The organism is Nonomuraea montanisoli, assembly GCF_013363975.1.
Classification (GTDB): domain Bacteria; phylum Actinomycetota; class Actinomycetes; order Streptosporangiales; family Streptosporangiaceae; genus Nonomuraea; species Nonomuraea montanisoli.
On the sequence record NZ_JABWGN010000019.1, the window covers coordinates 74,683 to 89,172 of the forward strand.

A 14,490-nucleotide genomic window follows, 5' to 3' on the forward strand; every position below is an offset into this window, starting at 1 on the left:
AGTCACCACCAATGACAATTGAAAGTTGAACAGCTACCTCAGCGCAAAGGCGCCCCGGCTTATTCCACCATGATCGTGGGCCGGGGCGCCGCGCGCGGGTGGTGCGGAGGCGGCCGCGCCGCGGAGGTCGGTCAGGCCCCGCTCTCCGCCCTACTCCTCTTCGTCGTCGTCTTCTTCGTCCTCGTCGCGCTCGTAGCCCTCGTACGCGTAGTCGCCGAGATGGTCGTAGAGCTCGTCGACCAGGGCCGACTCCTCGGCCCACCAGGGAGTCGGATGCTTGCGCGAGCCGCCCGCGACCAGGTCGGGATCGACGGCCTCCAGCCAGGGCTGCGGCGCGCCCTCCTCGAGCTCATGGAGGTCCAGCTCGTCCAGCGCGCTGATCTTGGGGACGGGCACGGTCGCCCGCCGGTGCTTCACCGTCCAGCCGTTGCGGAAGAAGTCGAAGCGCAGGTGGTGGCAGCCGCCGGTCTCGGAGAAGAGGATCGGCGGGACGAGGAAGTGCTCCGCGCCGACGGTCGCCGCCACGTCGATGTAGTTGCCGGGGTCGCCGCCGGAGTTCCAGCACGCGGCGAAGTTCACCGGGGTGAGCGACTCCTTGCCCAGCACGTGGATCTGGTTGCCGCGGATCAGGAACTTCTCCGGATCGAGGACCACGTCCTCGCCGAGCATCAGGATCGGCGCCGGCATGATGTGCGCCTTGGCGAAGCTCTGCGCGCGCTCGTTGAGGTCGATGATCTCGTCGAAACGGGTCGGGTCGAACGCGCCGAAGTCGTGGAACGGGCAGCAGACGCCGTCCGGCAGCTCCGACTCGGGGAAGAGCAGGGACTTGTCGAACGGCGCCACCGCCGGTTCCGGGGCGGCCCCGCCCTTGTCCCTGAGGAAAGCCGGGATCCAGGAGTCGTCCTCGGCCTCGATCACGGCCGACTCGCACACGTCACGGAACGACTCGTCGCCCAGCTTGCAGTTGAAGTAGTCGAGCAGCGTGATCGCGGCGCACTCGGCGAGCGACAGCCCATCGCGTTTGGCGAACCAGAAGTCGTAGCCGTTCGCGACGAAGTCCACGCCGCGGAACCGCTTGTGGAGGTACGGCTCGCGCGCGGGGCCGGGGGCGAGGCCGTTCCAGTGGGCGGCTGCGACCTGGTTGTAGTAGGCGTCGGCGTGGCGCGCCAGCTCGGGGGCGAAGACGCTCTCGCCGGTCAGGTAGCAGGCCCTGCCGAACAGCGCGCCGATCTCCGGGTCGTGGGCGGCCTCGGTATCCGCGGCGAAGATCAACTCGGTGCGCAGGAAGACCTTGCGGCCGTCGCGGTAGGGCGCGCCCTCGTGCTCGTACCGCTGGTCGAAGACGACGCAGGTGAAGCTCTCGATGTCCGCGAGCGCCGTGCCCCCGGTGAGGTCGAGCGCGGGCTCTCCCGTGCCGCCGGTGAGGTAGAGCAGCACCGTGTAGCGGGAGACGTGCCCGCGCGCGGCGTCGTAGTAGGGCGTGTCGCGGTGGCGGTGGAAGTTGGCGTCGCCCGGCTCGAAACCGTTGCACCGGAACACCGGGTTGACGTGCGAGAAGCCGTCGAGCATCGGCCCCGGCATCGCCCTGCGCACCGCCTCGGTCAGCGCCTCGGCGAGCAGCGCCGAATGGAAGATGAAGCGTTCGCCGCCGCGGGTCGCGGCGTTGAGCGGCGGGACGTGGAGGCCGAGCGTGTCGAGACCTTCGAGGCGGGCGCGGCCGGCGTCCGTCAGCCGCAGCGACGCCGCGTACACGTCCTTCGCCAGCTCCGCCGGCTCGCCCAGTTCCAGCTCCAGGGGGACGTCGGCGAACCAGCGGTCGAGCGGCACGATGTTCTCGAAGGTGCGGAACGACAGCTCGCGCGGATCGACGAAGACGGCGGCCAGGTGCGGCGCGGGCTCGCTGGGGCGCGCGAACCGCTCACGCACGCCTTCGTCGATGCGCTCGGCGTCGACGAAGCGCACCGCCTTGAACCGCGCGGTGGGGTGCCAGGAGATCGCGAGCCCGTCCAGCGTCGCCGCGGGCTCCGTGTCCGTCGCGTCGACCTCGGCGAGATAGCGGGCGACCTCGCCGGCGGGGGCCTGACCGGCTGACAGGGCGAAGAACCGGTCGCGGAGTCGGACGCTCACACGCTCCTCCAGAGGCTGCGCAGGGCGGTCGGAAGCTGGGGGGCGTTCGCCAGGACCCGGACGCCGGCGTCCCCGACGTCATGGCCGTAGAGGAACAGGCGCCTGAGCGAGCCGGCGAACGGCGCCTCGACCAGCGCCCGCGCCCCGGCCGGGCCGATCGGGTTGTAGCGGAGGTCGAGCTCTTCGAGCCGTTCGAAGCCCGCCAGCGCGCGCACGCCCTCGGCGGTGAGCCGGTTGCGCTGCAGGCGCAGCCGCCGGACGCCGCGGAAGGCCGGGGACGCGCACAGGGCCGTCACGCCGGCGTCGCCGATGCCGCAGTGACGCAGGTCCAGGGTCTCGATCCGGCCGTCCGAGACCGCGGCGGCCAGTGCCTCGGCGCCCGCGTCGCCGAAGCGGAAGTACGCGAGGCTCAGCTCGGCGAGCCCGCCGAGGTCGATCCCCGCCAGGGCGCCGGCCTCGTGGGGCGGGGGCGGCAGCGGCATGTCGTACTCGTCGAAGTCGGGTTCGTCGCCGTAGTAGTCGGCGTCCGCGTCCGCCGCCTCAGCGCCCGCCCTGATGCGCAACCCGGTCACCAGGCGGCCCCGCAGGGCCTGCTCGATGAGTGCCGGCGCCTGCTCGGACCACTCGACGGCGACCTGCACGGCGAACCCGTGCCGGCGCGTCTCGACGTTCACCCCGGGCGGCAGCTCCGCGTCCCACCGCTGCCGGTGCTCCTCCACCAGCAGGTCGATCCGGTGCCTGAGGTCGTCACGGTCGGCCGGCCTGGCGTGCGCGTGGCGGTGTTCCAGACGGATCAGCTCGCCGCGGACGTCGCCCCGGTGGCGTAACCGGTCGCCGTAGGCGCCCCACGCGGCCTCGTCGTCGGGGCACTCGCGAAGCCTTTGCTCCAAGGCCTGTACTTCCATGCGAGCACCCTAGGGGCAGCCGCTGACAAAGATCGACATCCTCGTGAAGGTGCTGGTCAGGGGTGGCGGTGCTTGATGGGGGAGCTTGGGACAGGAGGTGTTCGCTTGGGTGGGGCTTGCTTGAGTCGCGCTCGGCTCAAGCGGTGCCGGCTCGGCAGGTACTCACGTGAGGCGCTGGCTCGATCATCCGCCCGCTCGATCATCCGCTGGAAGGCGCAGGAGGACGCAGGAAGGCCGGGCCTGGAAGGCGCATGAAGCTGGAAGACGCAGAAGTGCACGGGCCTGGGAGGCGTGAGGGGCCGGCCTTGGAAGGGGCCCCGCCGACGCTGGGGTGACACCCGTGCTCCAAAGGCTCGCCGGCACCGGTAGGACGTGGCCGGCGCTTCGGTGAGCGCACGACACCCGAAGCCTCCGGCAACCCGAAGCCTCTGCAGCCTCCGGGCACGACCGACGAAGGCGGCCGGCGAGCCGGGAGGCTGACGAGGCACCGGCGTCGGGTCGGGTCGCCTGGGAGGAAACCGGAAGCCCGGAAGTGAAGCGGAGGCGGCTGGCTCGGCGTGCCTAGGCGCGGGCCGCCGCCAGGGCATTGATCGCCGCCGGGTCGAGGATCCGCTCGGGGGCGCCGTGCTCGGCCACCGTGATCATGGCCTGGCCGATCCGTTCCGTCGTCGTCACGCTCGCCGCGAACATCCGCCTCAGGATCGGATACATAGGCGCCGTCACCACGTACGCCAGCCGGTACCACCGCGTCCGCGACCTCGCCCCGTGAACCGGCTGGATGTAGCCCGGCCGGAACATGTACGCCTCCAGCGGCAGCTCCAGCAGCGCCTCCTCGGTGGCGCCCTTGACCCGCGCCCACATCGCCCGGCCGCCCGAGTCGGTGCCGGCGCCCGACACGTACACGAACGTCGAGCCGGGATTGAGCCGCGCCAGCGCGGTGCCCGCGGCCAGCGTGTACCCGTAGGTGACACGCCGGTACTCGTCCTCGCCCATGCCCGCCGAGGAGACGCCCAGGCAGAAGAAGCACGCGTCGTGACCGGCCAGCTCGCCCTCGATCGGCGTGAGGTCCAGCAGGTCGGCGTGGACGACCTCGCGCAGCTTCGGATGCGACCGTCCGGTGGGCGTCCGGCCCACTGTGAGCACGGCCTCCACCCGGTCGTCGAGCAGGCACTCCCGCAGCACGCCCTGCCCGACCATGCCGGTCGCGCCGAAGACGATCACTTTCATCCGGGCTCCGTTCCGCGCGGGATGCGCCACCCGCTCCCACCGATCATCCCAGCCTTCCCGCCCCACGAACACGCACGCCCCAGGAGACGAGACAAATCCACCTGCGTCCGCCTTGTCCCAGGAGCGCCCTGCCCCTGCTTTGAAACCGGTAGGGGTCGGTGTACGGAATCCCGGCATGGCCATGCCCGGTGCACCTCCTCGGACGCGACAGACGACGGCGTGCGCGCCCCGGCACAGGCCGTGCTGTGAGCCCTGTTGTCAGGCGATGCCCTGTCTCGGGCCGGTAGGGGAGGGTGCCCCTGGCGCAGGCAGTCCTCTGAGCCTCGTCCCCAGAGCATGCGCCGTCCCGGACCAGGAGAGGGCGACGGTGCGACCCCGTGCCGGTGGCAGGTAAAGACGGCCGGATCCGGCCTGTGCGCGGCCCATCCCCGTCACGGGTCTCCTCGCTCATCATGGGCCCATGTCACCCGAGGCGATTCACCAGCAGCAGCGGCTCGCCGATCCCCCCGAGACCGCCCCCGAACCCCGCACCGACCCCACCGCGCCCGCCGTCGAGGACACCGCCGACGCCGCCGCCACCCACCGTCGCCGCGGCGCCCGCGTCCTGGTGGCCGCCCTGGCCGCCGTCGCGCTGGCCGCCGGTGGCGTCGCCGTCTTCCAGTACGTCCGCGCCCACGCCCCCCGCCCCGCGGACGGCGGCACGCCGCCCTGGCCCATCCCCGCCGACCCGCTGCCCGGCATCCGGGCCGCCGGGCTGACCCACGGCCCGATGGGCCACGCCGAGCACTACCACGCCCACCTCAGCGTCTTCGTCGACGGCGACGAGGTCGAGGTGCCGGCCGACATCGGCATCGTGGGCGAGGAGATGTCGCCCCTGCACACCCACGACGACCGGGGCGTCATCCACGTCGAGCCGCACACCAAGGGCGAGGTCTTCACCCTCGGCCAGCTCTTCAAGCAGTGGGGCGTCACGCTGTCGGCGACCCAGATCGGCTCGCTCAGGGCAGGCGCCGGCCGCACCCTGGCCGCCGAGGTGAACGGCGTCCCGGTCACGGGCGACCCCGCCGCCATCGTGGTCAAGGCGCACGAGCAGATCGCGCTCGTGTACGGCAAGCCGGACCCGTCGTTCAAGGCCCCCCCGTCCTTCACCTTCAAGCCGGACGAGTGACCGGCACAGCCCCCCGGACGAGCGACCCGCCCAAGCATTCCCGGACGAGTGGCCCGTCCAAGCATTCCCGGACGAGTGGCCCGTCCAGCCCGCGTAGCGGGACGATGACAGCCCTCCCCGGACGGCGGCCGCTGCTCACATCCCGCTGCTCCACGACATCGCAACCTCATTCCAGGGATGAGGGGAACATGCGCTGATGTGCGCAGACGCTCTCTCGATGAATCCGAGGTGCGGACGCGAGGGCGAGATCACTTCCCGGCCGGCTGCGCGGAGCCGCCGGCTTCCACCAGCAGGGCATCCGCGGCCGCCGCGACGCTCCGATGTGCGACACCTCGATCGAATGAGGCGCAGAGGAGGCATTTCGCCGATCATGAGGCGGATCCTCGTACGCCTCGCCGAGATTGTCGCCGCTCCTGGTTCGTGGCTCACCGGCCGGCGTCGCGGGAGTGCGGGGGCCGGCAGGCCCCCGCCTGGGGGTCGAAAGGGGGCGAAGCCCTCTGGGCAACACGCCTGAACGTCCCAACGCGCGAAGCGCGCCCTCTTGTGAAGAGCGATCCCTCCGGCGAGGCGGGCCCCGCGATCAACCCTGGGCCGCGACCGGGACGAACCCCGTGCCCGCGCGGTAGTGCGGCGACTGGTGGCGGAAGTACGTGTTGTACACCTCGCAGTACCTCCCCCCGCGGGCCAGCAGCGTCGCGTGGTCGCCCTCCTCGACGATCCGGCCGTGGTCGAGGACGATGATCCGGTCGACGTGCTCGATCGTGGACAGCCGGTGCGCGATGACGATCGACGTACGGCCGGCCAGCACCACGTCGAGGCCCTCCTGGATCTGCGCCTCCGTGAGCGGGTCGACGCTGGCCGTGGCCTCGTCCAGCACCACGATCGCCGGGTCCTGCACCAGCAGCCGGGCCAGCGCCACGAGCTGCCGCTGTCCCATGGACAGCGCCCGCCCGTGCTCGCCCACGTCCGTGGCCAGCCCGTGGGGCAGGGCCTCGATCCAGTCGCCGCCGCCGACCGCCGTCGCGGCGGCCAGCACCTCCTCGTCGGTCGCCTCGGCTCGCGGGTAGCGGATGTTGTCGGCCACCGTGCCGCTGAACAGGAACGGCGCCTGCGGCACCGCGCCGATCTGCCTGCGGTACGCGCCCAGCTCCAGCGTGCGGATGTCGTGGCCGTCGATCAGCAGGCGGCCCTCCTGGAACTCGTAGAACCGGGTGATCAGCTTGCTGAGCGTGGACTTGCCGGCGCCCGTGTGGCCGACCAGCGCCACCGTCTCGCCCGCCTCGATGACCAGGTCGAAGTCGCGCAGCACCGGGGCGTCGGGGTCGTAGCCGAAGGTGACCCGCTCGAACTCGATGCGCCCCGCCACCCGGCCGACGTCGCGGGCGTCGCTCTGCACCACCCGCGGCGGAGCGTCGATGAGCGCGAACACCCGCTCCGACGCCGAGAGCCCCTGCTGGAACTGCGACCAGAACGCGGCGATGGACGTCAGCGGGAACCAGAACAGCGCGACGCCCTGCAGGAACAGGTACCAGTCGCCGGCCGACAGCCGCCCGCCGAGCACGGCCGTGCCGCCGAGCTGCGTCAGCGCGACCGTCGCCAGCCCCGCCACCAGGAACAGCACCGGGAAGATCGACGAGAACACGAACCCCTGTCCCAGCGTCACCTTGTAGCTCTGCTGGTTGATCGGCCGGAACTCGTCGTAGACCTGCCGCTCCTGCCGGAAGTTCTTGGCCACGGCGATGCCGCCCATGGTCTCCTGCAGGTTGGCGTTGACCCGGCTCAGCGAGCGCTGCGCCCGGCGCGTGCTCGTCCGGGCGATCCGCCGGAACAGCAGCGCGATGCCCACCACGACGGGCACCACGAGCAGCGTCAGCAGCGCCAGCTCGACGCTGCGCATGAACAGCAGCACCGTCACCAGGCCCACCATGAGCACCTGGCTGATCAGGTCCATCGTCAGCGTGGAGACCGTGGCGAAGTCGTCGGTGTCGGAGGTCACCCGGCTGACGATCCGGCCCGACGGCGTCTCGTCGTAGAACGACAGGTCGCGCTGGAGCACCGCGTCGAACGCGTCCTCGCGCAGGCGCAGCACGACGTCGCCGGTGATCCGCGAGCTCTGCCACTGGCGTACGAAGTTGAATCCCCAGCCGAGCGCGCCCGCCAGCAGCAGGCCGAGCGTGAGCCGCCAGCCGGTCTCGGCGATGGTGCCGTTCTGGATCTCGTCGAGGCCCCAGCTCGCCACCAGCGGCATGGCGGCCTGGCTCGCGGAGCTCAGCACGATCATGACGGCGACCAGCACCATCGCCCCGAGCTTCGGCCGGAAGTAGGAGAGGATGCGGCGCAGCAGCTCGCGGTCGCCGTACGTGCGGTCGTAGTCCTCGGCGTCGAGGCCGTCCATGATGAAGCCCATCAGCGCACCCCTCCCTGCTCGCCGGCCATCGCCTGACCCGCCTCCTCCAGCTCCGCGTCGCCGGGCTTCCCGTCCCGGTCGCCGTCCAGGTCGACCTCGTCGTAGTGGGAGAAGATCCGCCGGTAGAGGCGGCTGCGGGCGATCAGCTCGTCGTGCGTGCCGTAGTCGGCCAGCTCGCCGCGTCTCAGCAGCAGCACCTTGTCGGCCCAGCGGATCTGGGACAGGCGGTGCGTGATGAGCAGCGTGGTGCGCCCCTCCTGGATGCGGCCGATCGCCTGCTGGATCTTGTCCTCGGTGGCGGAGTCGATGGCGCTCGTCGAGTCGTCCAGGACCAGGATCGCCGGGTCGGTCAGCAGGGCCCGTGCGATCGCCAGCCGCTGGCGCTGCCCGCCCGACAGCGTGACGCCCCGCTCGCCGATGACCGTGTCGTAGCCGTCGGACAGCTCGCCGATGAACTCGGCCGCCTGCGCGTCCTCCGCCGCCCGCACCACGGCCTCGCGGTCGGCCCGCTGGCCCAGGCTGAAGGCGATGTTCTCGGCCACCGACCGCGAGAACAGCACGATGTCCTGCTCGATCGTGGAGATCTGGGAACGCAGCGAGTCGAGGTCCCAGTCGCGGACGTCGACCCCGTCGATGAGGATGCGGCCCGCGGTGACGTCGTAGATGCGGGGGACGAGCTTGGTGAGCGTGCTCTTGCCGGAGCCCGTCTCGCCGACGACGGCCACGGTCTCGCCCGGGCGCACCGTGAAGGACACGCCGTGCAGCGCCGGCTCGCCCTCGCCGTAGCCGAAGGTGACGTCCTCGAAGACGATCTCGCCGCTGATCGGCGCGGTGTGGCCGTCGGCGCGCTGCGCCAGCTCGCTCTCGGACGTCATGATGTCGAGGATCCGGCGCGAGGAGACGATGCCGATCTGCACCAGCGAGAACGTGAAGATCGAGATCTGCGTGGGGAAGCCGAGCATGGCCATGAGCCCCATGAACGCGACCAGGTCGCCGGTGCTGATCACGCCGGCTCCGTGCAGGGCCAGGCCGTGCCACAGCGCCCCCGCCATCGCGAACGCGAACAGCAGCGTCGGCAGGTAGCGGGCCTGCACCAGGCCGTTGCGGGCGAAGGAGTCGCGATAGCGGCGCGCGTACGACCGGAAGCGCCGCCGTTCCTGCTCCTCCTGCGCCGTCACCTTGATCACCTCGATGCCGCGCACCGCCTGGCTGAGCGAGGCGTTGAGGTCGCCGAACTCCTCGCGCATGCGGCTCGCCACGGGGTTGAGCTGCCGCATGTAGTGCCAGAGCGCCGCGATGAACAGCACGGCGAAGATCCCCGGTACGAGCAGCAGCCGCGGGTTGACCGCCCCGATGAAGAACAGCGGCACGATCCCGGTGAGCCCGGAGTCGACGATGAGGTCGAGGCCCGGGGTGACCATGGTGGAGAGCTGCCGGATGTCGTTGGCCGCCCGGGCCATGAGGTCGCCCACCCGCTGCCGGTTGTGGAACGTCTGGCTCTTGCCCAGCAGGCTCACGTAGAGCTCGTCACGGGCGTCGCGCTCCAGCCGTTTGGCCAGCACCTCGCTCGACATCCGGGCGACCAGGTCGAACACCCCGCGCGCCAGCACGATCGCGAGCAGCGCCAGCACGATCAGCCGCAGCGCCTCCGCGGGCTCCCCCCGCTCGCCCAGCACGGCGTCGAACGCGCCACCGGTCAGGGACGGCACGGTCGCGTTGAGCACCACCATGACCAGCGACCCGCCGAGGAAGCCGGTCAGGTGCAGGGGCTGGCGGCGCAGATGGGACCAGAGCCAGCGGACGGGGCCGCGACGGTCGTGGCGCGGGCCGGAGACGGAGAACTCCGGCGTGCTGATGGAGGTCACAGGCCGGGCTCCCCCAGGCGGCAGGCGGATGGTTGTCGAACCTGCTTTCTATCACCGGGTACCGACAGTTTCCCACCGCATTTTCGGCGCCGGGCGGGGTGCTTCCCCACCGCTGTCCCGAGCCCGCGCCCGGTGCTTCCCCACAAGCTGTCCGGGCCCGCGCCCGGTGCTTCCCCCGTCGTCAGGACGTGGCGCCCGGTGTTTTCCCGCCGTTCTCCAGGAGGCGCGGCCCGGTGCCTTCCCGCCGGACGCACGCCCCCCGGCTGCCCGGCAGCCCGTACGCCCACGGAGAACGCCACACGACGGAACAGGGCCTCGAAAGGAGGCCCCGACAAACACGAAACCCCAGGTCGGATGACCTGGGGTGAGGTGTGGTGGACGATACTGGGATTGAACCAGTGACCTCTTCCGTGTCAGGGAAGCGCTCTCCCGCTGAGCTAATCGTCCGTTGCGGAGGTGGAGACGGGATTTGAACCCGTGTAGACGGCTTTGCAGGCCGCTGCCTCGCCTCTCGGCCACTCCACCGAGCCGGAAGCTCCGAGCGGAAGACGGGATTCGAACCCGCGACCCTCACCTTGGCAAGGTGATGCTCTACCACTGAGCCACTTCCGCGTCGCCGCCGCTGTGTTGCGGTGACGAGAGAACTCTAGCGAATCCTGGCCGAGTCCCCAAACCGGAGGTCGCCGACCTGTTCCGCGTACCAGACGACGCCCGCGACGTGCTCGGCGATCTGGCGCAGCGTCCAGTTGGGGTCGCGGGGGACGTCCCAGGCGTCGGGGACGGTCGCGTAGCGGTTGACGTACGACTGGGCGAGGCGGGGCCAGCGGGAGCGCGCCTCGGCGAGGTCCAGCTCGGTGAAGCGGGCCCAGTCCGCGTCCAGCGTCACCATCCGGCCGTGCCAGGCGTCGGGCGTGGGAGTGGCGCCGGCGAGCAGGGCCTCCACCTCGGCGAGGTGGTCGATCAGGTGGTCCTGGATGCGGCGGGCCGCCTTGGCGGGCGTCCACAGGTTGGCGCCGTCGGTCAGGACGGGGCGGCCGTCCCAGGCGAGCCAGGTCTCGGCCAGGGCGAGGCAACGGTTCACGGAGTCGGCCACGAGGAGCGCGGGGTTGTCGGTCATGGCGCCGATCGTCCACCGGAAGCACTCAAACGGCCGTCGAAGCATGCCTGTCACGGAGGCGCCGGGACGCCCGCATCCTTCGACCTGCGACGAAACGTGCTCCGGCTAAGGTCGGAGGCATGGCAGCAGTGGAGCACGTCGCGGCCGACGCCGACATCGCGCCCGTGGCGGCGCTCATCGCGGACCCCACCCGGGCCGCCATCCTCACGGCCCTGCTGGGCGGGCAGGCGCTGGCCGCCGGCGAGCTGGCCCGGATGGCGGGGGTGAGCGCCGCCACCGCGAGCGCGCACCTGTCCCGCCTGCTGGACGGCGGTCTCGTCGCCGTCGTACGGCAGGGCCGCCACCGCTACTACCGGCTGGCCGGGCACGAGATCGCCGAGGTGCTGGAGGTGCTGGCCAGGGTCGGCGGCCGCCCGGCCGTGCGGTCCCTGCGCCAGTCGCGGCAGGCGCGCATGCTGGAGGAGGCCCGCACCTGCTACGACCACCTGGCCGGACGCGCCGGCGTCGGCCTGTTCGACCGGCTGCGCGAGGCCGGCTGCCTCGCCGGGGAAGAGGTGACCCCGGAGGGGGAGCGCCTGCTCGGCGGCCTGGGCGTGGACGTCGAAGGGGCGCGCCGCGCCAGGCGCCGCTTCGCCCCGGAATGCCTCGACTGGACCGAACGGCGGGCCCACCTGGGCGGGGCGCTCGGCGCCGCGATCACCGCCGTGCTGTTCGAACGCGGCTGGTACGTCAGAGGACCCGTCCCACGGACGGTGAACGTCACGGAAGAGGGCAGGGAGGGGCTGGCGGCGCTGTTCTCCGGTAAGGAGCTAACATCGCATACGCCGGTTACCTGAACGAGAGAGAACACCATGCGCGACAACGAAGTCGTGAACGTCGGCCCGGAACCCCTCACCTTCGACGACGTCATCCGCGTGGCCCGGCTCGGCGCCGCGGTCCAGCTCACCGACGACGCCGTGGCGGCGATCGCGGCGGCACGACAGCGGGTGGACGAGCTGGCCGAAAGCCCTGTCCCCGCCTACGGCGTCTCGACCGGCTTCGGGGCGCTCGCCACCCGGCACATCGACCCGGCGCTGCGCGCCCAGCTCCAGCGGTCGCTGGTCCGCTCCCACGCGGCCGGCAGCGGCCCCGAGGTGGAGACCGAGGTCGTGCGCGCGCTCATGCTGCTGCGCCTGCACACGCTGGCCACCGGGCACACCGGCATCCGGCCGACGACCGCCAAGACCCTGGCCGCGCTCATCAGCGCGGGCATCACGCCCGTGGTGCACGAGTACGGCAGCCTGGGCTGCTCCGGCGACCTGGCCCCGCTGGCCCACGTGGCGCTGGCCCTCATGGGGGAGGGCCCGGTCCGCGACGCCTCCGGCCGGCTCACCTCGGCGGCCGAGGCGCTCAAGCAGGCCGGCGTCGAGCCCGTCGAGCTGGCCGCCAAGGAGGGGCTCGCGCTCATCAACGGCACGGACGGCATGCTCGGCATGCTGATCCTGGCCATCGACGACCTCACCCGCCTGGTCAGGACCGCCGACCTCAGCGCCGCGATGAGCGTCGAGGCGCTGCTCGGCACCGACCGCGTCTTCGCCCCCGAGCTCCAGGCGCTGCGCCCGCACCCGGGCCAGGCCCGCGCCGCAGCCAACATGACGAGGATCCTGGCCGGCTCCGCCATCATGGAGAGCCACCGCGACCCCAACGCCTGCACCCGCGTCCAGGACGCCTACTCCCTGCGCTGCGCCCCCCAGGTCGCCGGCGCGGCCCGCGACACGATCGCCCACGCCTCCAACGTCGCCACCTGGGAGCTGGCCAGCGCCGTCGACAACCCGGCCGTGCTCGCCGACGGCCGCGTCGAGTCCAACGGCAACTTCCACGGCGCCCCCGTCGCGTACGCGCTGGACTTCCTGGCCATCGTCGCCGCCGACCTCGCCTCCATGTCCGAACGCCGCACGGACCGCTTCCTCGACGTGGCCCGCAACCACGGGCTGCCCGCGTTCCTGGCCGACGACCCCGGCGTCGACTCCGGCCACATGATCGCCCAGTACACCCAGGCGGCCATCGTCTCCGAGCTCAAGCGGCTGGCCGCGCCGGCCAGCGTCGACTCGATCCCCAGCTCGGCCATGCAGGAGGACCACGTCTCGATGGGCTGGTCGGCGGCGCGCAAGCTCCGCCGGTCCGTCGACGGGCTGACGCGCGTGCTGGCGGTCGAGATCCTGACGGCCGCCCGCGCGCTCGACCTGCGCGCCCCGCTGGCGCCCGCCCCGGCCACGGCGGCCGTGGTCAGGGCGCTGCGCGAGACGGTGCCGGGCCCGGGCCCCGACCGGTTCCTGGCGCCGGAGATCGACGGGGCGGTCCGCCTGGTGGCGGACGGCTCCCTGATCGCCGCCGTGGAGGCGGTCACGGGCCCGCTCGACTGAGCCCGGGCCCCACTGAGGGCGGCGAACGGCGCGCTCAGGGCAGGGCCACGATCACGTCCACCTCCAGCAGGAGCCCCGGCATGAACAGCCGGGGCACCTCGACGGTCGTGCTCGCGGGCGGCGTCCCGGTGATGTACTTGCGCCGCACCGCGCCGTACTCCATCCGCATGTCCATGTCCGTCAGGTACGTCCGGATGAAGGTGACGTCCTCGAACGTCGCCCCCTGGTCGGCCAGGATGCGCTCCAGGTTCCGGAAGACGTGCTCGGCCTGGACGGTCATGTCGCCCTCGCCCACCACCTGGTGCCGCTCGTCGAGAGCGGCCTGCCCCGACACGTAGAGCGTGTCGCCGGCCCGGACGGCGTGGGAGTACATGCCGTTCGTGGCCGGGACGGTCGGCGGGTTCAGCGGCACGGCCCGCGGCGCGGAGGGGGCCGCCAGGTGGGTGGCGATCGCCGTGAGGTCGCGCCCGCCCAGCCCGGCGGCCTCCGCCTCCTGGAGCCGCCTGCGGGCCGCGGTGGCCAGCGTCGCCTCCGGCCACGCCGCGAGGCCCAGGTCCTTGGCCGCCAGTCCGAGGGCGTACCGGGTCTCCGCCGCGGGCACGCGCAGCCGCTCCGCCAGCGCCCCGAGCGGGGTGCCCGCGAGCACGTCGGCCAGCGCCTCGCGCGCCACGCCGTGCGCCGTCCCGTACGCGAACGTCTCGGCGACCAGCACCTGGGCCGGGACGATCGCGCTCATGACGGCGACCTTCAGCGCGGCGCCCGCGCCCAGCGGCCCCGCCTCCCGCACGGCGCCGAACACGGCGAGCAGCTCGCGGACCTTCGCCGCGACCGGCGCGTCGAGCCCGTCCAGCCCTCCGGCCAGGACGGTCAGCGTGCCCTCCGCGGCCGGCCCGACGCTGCCGAGCACGGGCGCGTCCACGAGGCCGGCGGACGCCGGCAGCAGCGCCCGCAGCTCCCGCACCGCCTCCGGGCCGATCGTCGACATCTCCACCACCGTCGCCCCGGGAGCCAGGCCGGGCAGCGCCGCCGCCAGCACCTCGCGGACCGCGGCCGGGTCGCGCAGCATCGTGACGACCAGTTCGGCGCCCTCGGCCGCCTCGGCCGCCGTCACGCCCGTGCCCCGCCGCCACACCGTCACCTGGTGGCCGGCGTCCACGAGGCGCCGCGCCATGGGGACACCCATCCGTCCCTGTCCAAGAAAAACGATCTTTCCCAAGATATTTCCGTCGAATGCGGTCATGAGGATCAGTGAACCCCGTACCGAGGGATTCC

10 protein-coding genes and 3 tRNA genes are annotated in these 14,490 nt (G+C 72.3%); 3 read left to right on the plus strand and 10 right to left on the minus strand.

From position 1 onward, the window contains the following. Positions 1 to 150: 150 nt before the first annotated feature. The 3 genes from HTZ77_RS38355 to HTZ77_RS38365 all read right to left on the minus strand — a co-directional run bounded on the left by HTZ77_RS38355 (position 151) and on the right by HTZ77_RS38365 (position 4,259). On the minus strand, positions 151 to 2,127 hold the full coding sequence (locus HTZ77_RS38355) for a hypothetical protein (RefSeq protein WP_175594671.1): 1,977 nt from the start codon (positions 2,125 to 2,127) through the stop codon (positions 151 to 153). Next, on the minus strand, positions 2,124 to 3,032 hold the full coding sequence (locus HTZ77_RS38360) for a leucine-rich repeat domain-containing protein (RefSeq protein WP_205304487.1): 909 nt from the start codon (positions 3,030 to 3,032) through the stop codon (positions 2,124 to 2,126). The genes HTZ77_RS38355 and HTZ77_RS38360 overlap by 4 nt, the downstream gene beginning before the upstream one ends. Positions 3,033 to 3,593: 561 nt before the next feature. Continuing rightward, the gene (locus HTZ77_RS38365) at positions 3,594 to 4,259 is read right to left on the minus strand and encodes an NAD(P)H-binding protein (RefSeq protein WP_175594673.1); all 666 of its coding nucleotides are present in this window, start codon (positions 4,257 to 4,259) and stop codon (positions 3,594 to 3,596) included. 460 nt (positions 4,260 to 4,719) lie between these two features. On the opposite strand from HTZ77_RS38365, the gene HTZ77_RS38370 reads away from it, so the two are divergent. Then, positions 4,720 to 5,427: a hypothetical protein gene (locus HTZ77_RS38370; RefSeq protein WP_175594674.1), complete on the plus strand. Its 708-nt coding sequence runs from the start codon at positions 4,720 to 4,722 to the stop codon at positions 5,425 to 5,427. A gap of 580 nt (positions 5,428 to 6,007) precedes the next feature. Here the strand turns inward: HTZ77_RS38370 and HTZ77_RS38375 are convergent. The 6 genes from HTZ77_RS38375 to HTZ77_RS38400 all read right to left on the minus strand — a co-directional run bounded on the left by HTZ77_RS38375 (position 6,008) and on the right by HTZ77_RS38400 (position 10,816). Continuing rightward, positions 6,008 to 7,834 carry an ABC transporter ATP-binding protein gene (locus tag HTZ77_RS38375; RefSeq protein ID WP_175594675.1) on the minus strand — a complete coding sequence of 609 codons (1,827 nt, stop codon included), beginning with the start codon at positions 7,832 to 7,834 and terminating at the stop codon, positions 6,008 to 6,010. Continuing rightward, entirely contained in the window at positions 7,834 to 9,699 is a 1,866-nt protein-coding gene (locus HTZ77_RS38380; protein ID WP_328809017.1) for an ABC transporter ATP-binding protein, read from the minus strand. Before HTZ77_RS38380 ends, HTZ77_RS38375 begins: the two co-directional genes overlap by 1 nt. 372 nt (positions 9,700 to 10,071) lie before the next feature. Further along, positions 10,072 to 10,146: transfer RNA gene (locus HTZ77_RS38385), tRNA-Val, on the minus strand. A gap of 7 nt (positions 10,147 to 10,153) precedes the next feature. Then, a tRNA-Cys gene (locus tag HTZ77_RS38390) sits at positions 10,154 to 10,224 on the minus strand. A gap of 15 nt (positions 10,225 to 10,239) precedes the next feature. Then, a tRNA-Gly gene (locus tag HTZ77_RS38395) sits at positions 10,240 to 10,311 on the minus strand. Positions 10,312 to 10,345: 34 nt separating this feature from the next. After that, positions 10,346 to 10,816, minus strand: coding sequence for a hypothetical protein (locus HTZ77_RS38400; protein ID WP_175594676.1), 471 nt, complete (start codon positions 10,814 to 10,816; stop codon positions 10,346 to 10,348). A 119-nt stretch (positions 10,817 to 10,935) separates the two neighbouring features. On the opposite strand from HTZ77_RS38400, the gene HTZ77_RS38405 reads away from it, so the two are divergent. Together HTZ77_RS38405 and hutH are read left to right on the plus strand one after the other, a co-directional pair. Beyond that, positions 10,936 to 11,652 (plus strand): ArsR/SmtB family transcription factor, encoded by a 717-nt coding sequence (locus tag HTZ77_RS38405; RefSeq protein WP_175594677.1) that lies wholly within the window; start codon positions 10,936 to 10,938, stop codon positions 11,650 to 11,652. Positions 11,653 to 11,667: 15 nt separating this feature from the next. Beyond that, positions 11,668 to 13,218 (plus strand): histidine ammonia-lyase, encoded by a 1,551-nt coding sequence (gene hutH, locus HTZ77_RS38410; RefSeq protein WP_175594678.1) that lies wholly within the window; start codon positions 11,668 to 11,670, stop codon positions 13,216 to 13,218. Positions 13,219 to 13,252: 34 nt separating this feature from the next. On the opposite strand, the gene HTZ77_RS38415 is transcribed toward hutH, so the two are convergent. After that, the gene (locus HTZ77_RS38415; protein ID WP_175594679.1) at positions 13,253 to 14,458 is read right to left on the minus strand and encodes a Rid family hydrolase; all 1,206 of its coding nucleotides are present in this window, start codon (positions 14,456 to 14,458) and stop codon (positions 13,253 to 13,255) included. Between the last annotated feature and the right edge of the window lie 32 nt (positions 14,459 to 14,490).

Bases quoted from the DNA above. Each gene is read 5' to 3' on its own strand.
- HTZ77_RS38375 (WP_175594675.1), bottom strand. From the start codon at position 7,834: ATGGGCTTCATCATGGACGGCCTCGACGCCGAGGACTACGACCGCACG.
- HTZ77_RS38400 (WP_175594676.1), bottom strand. From the start codon at position 10,816: ATGACCGACAACCCCGCGCTCCTCGTGGCCGACTCCGTGAACCGTTGC.
- HTZ77_RS38360 (WP_205304487.1), bottom strand. From the start codon at position 3,032: ATGGAAGTACAGGCCTTGGAGCAAAGGCTTCGCGAGTGCCCCGACGAC.
- HTZ77_RS38415 (WP_175594679.1), bottom strand. From the start codon at position 14,458: ATGACCGCATTCGACGGAAATATCTTGGGAAAGATCGTTTTTCTTGGA.
- HTZ77_RS38365 (WP_175594673.1), bottom strand. From the start codon at position 4,259: ATGAAAGTGATCGTCTTCGGCGCGACCGGCATGGTCGGGCAGGGCGTG.
- HTZ77_RS38370 (WP_175594674.1), top strand. From the start codon at position 4,720: ATGTCACCCGAGGCGATTCACCAGCAGCAGCGGCTCGCCGATCCCCCC.
- HTZ77_RS38405 (WP_175594677.1), top strand. From the start codon at position 10,936: ATGGCAGCAGTGGAGCACGTCGCGGCCGACGCCGACATCGCGCCCGTG.
- hutH (WP_175594678.1), top strand. From the start codon at position 11,668: ATGCGCGACAACGAAGTCGTGAACGTCGGCCCGGAACCCCTCACCTTC.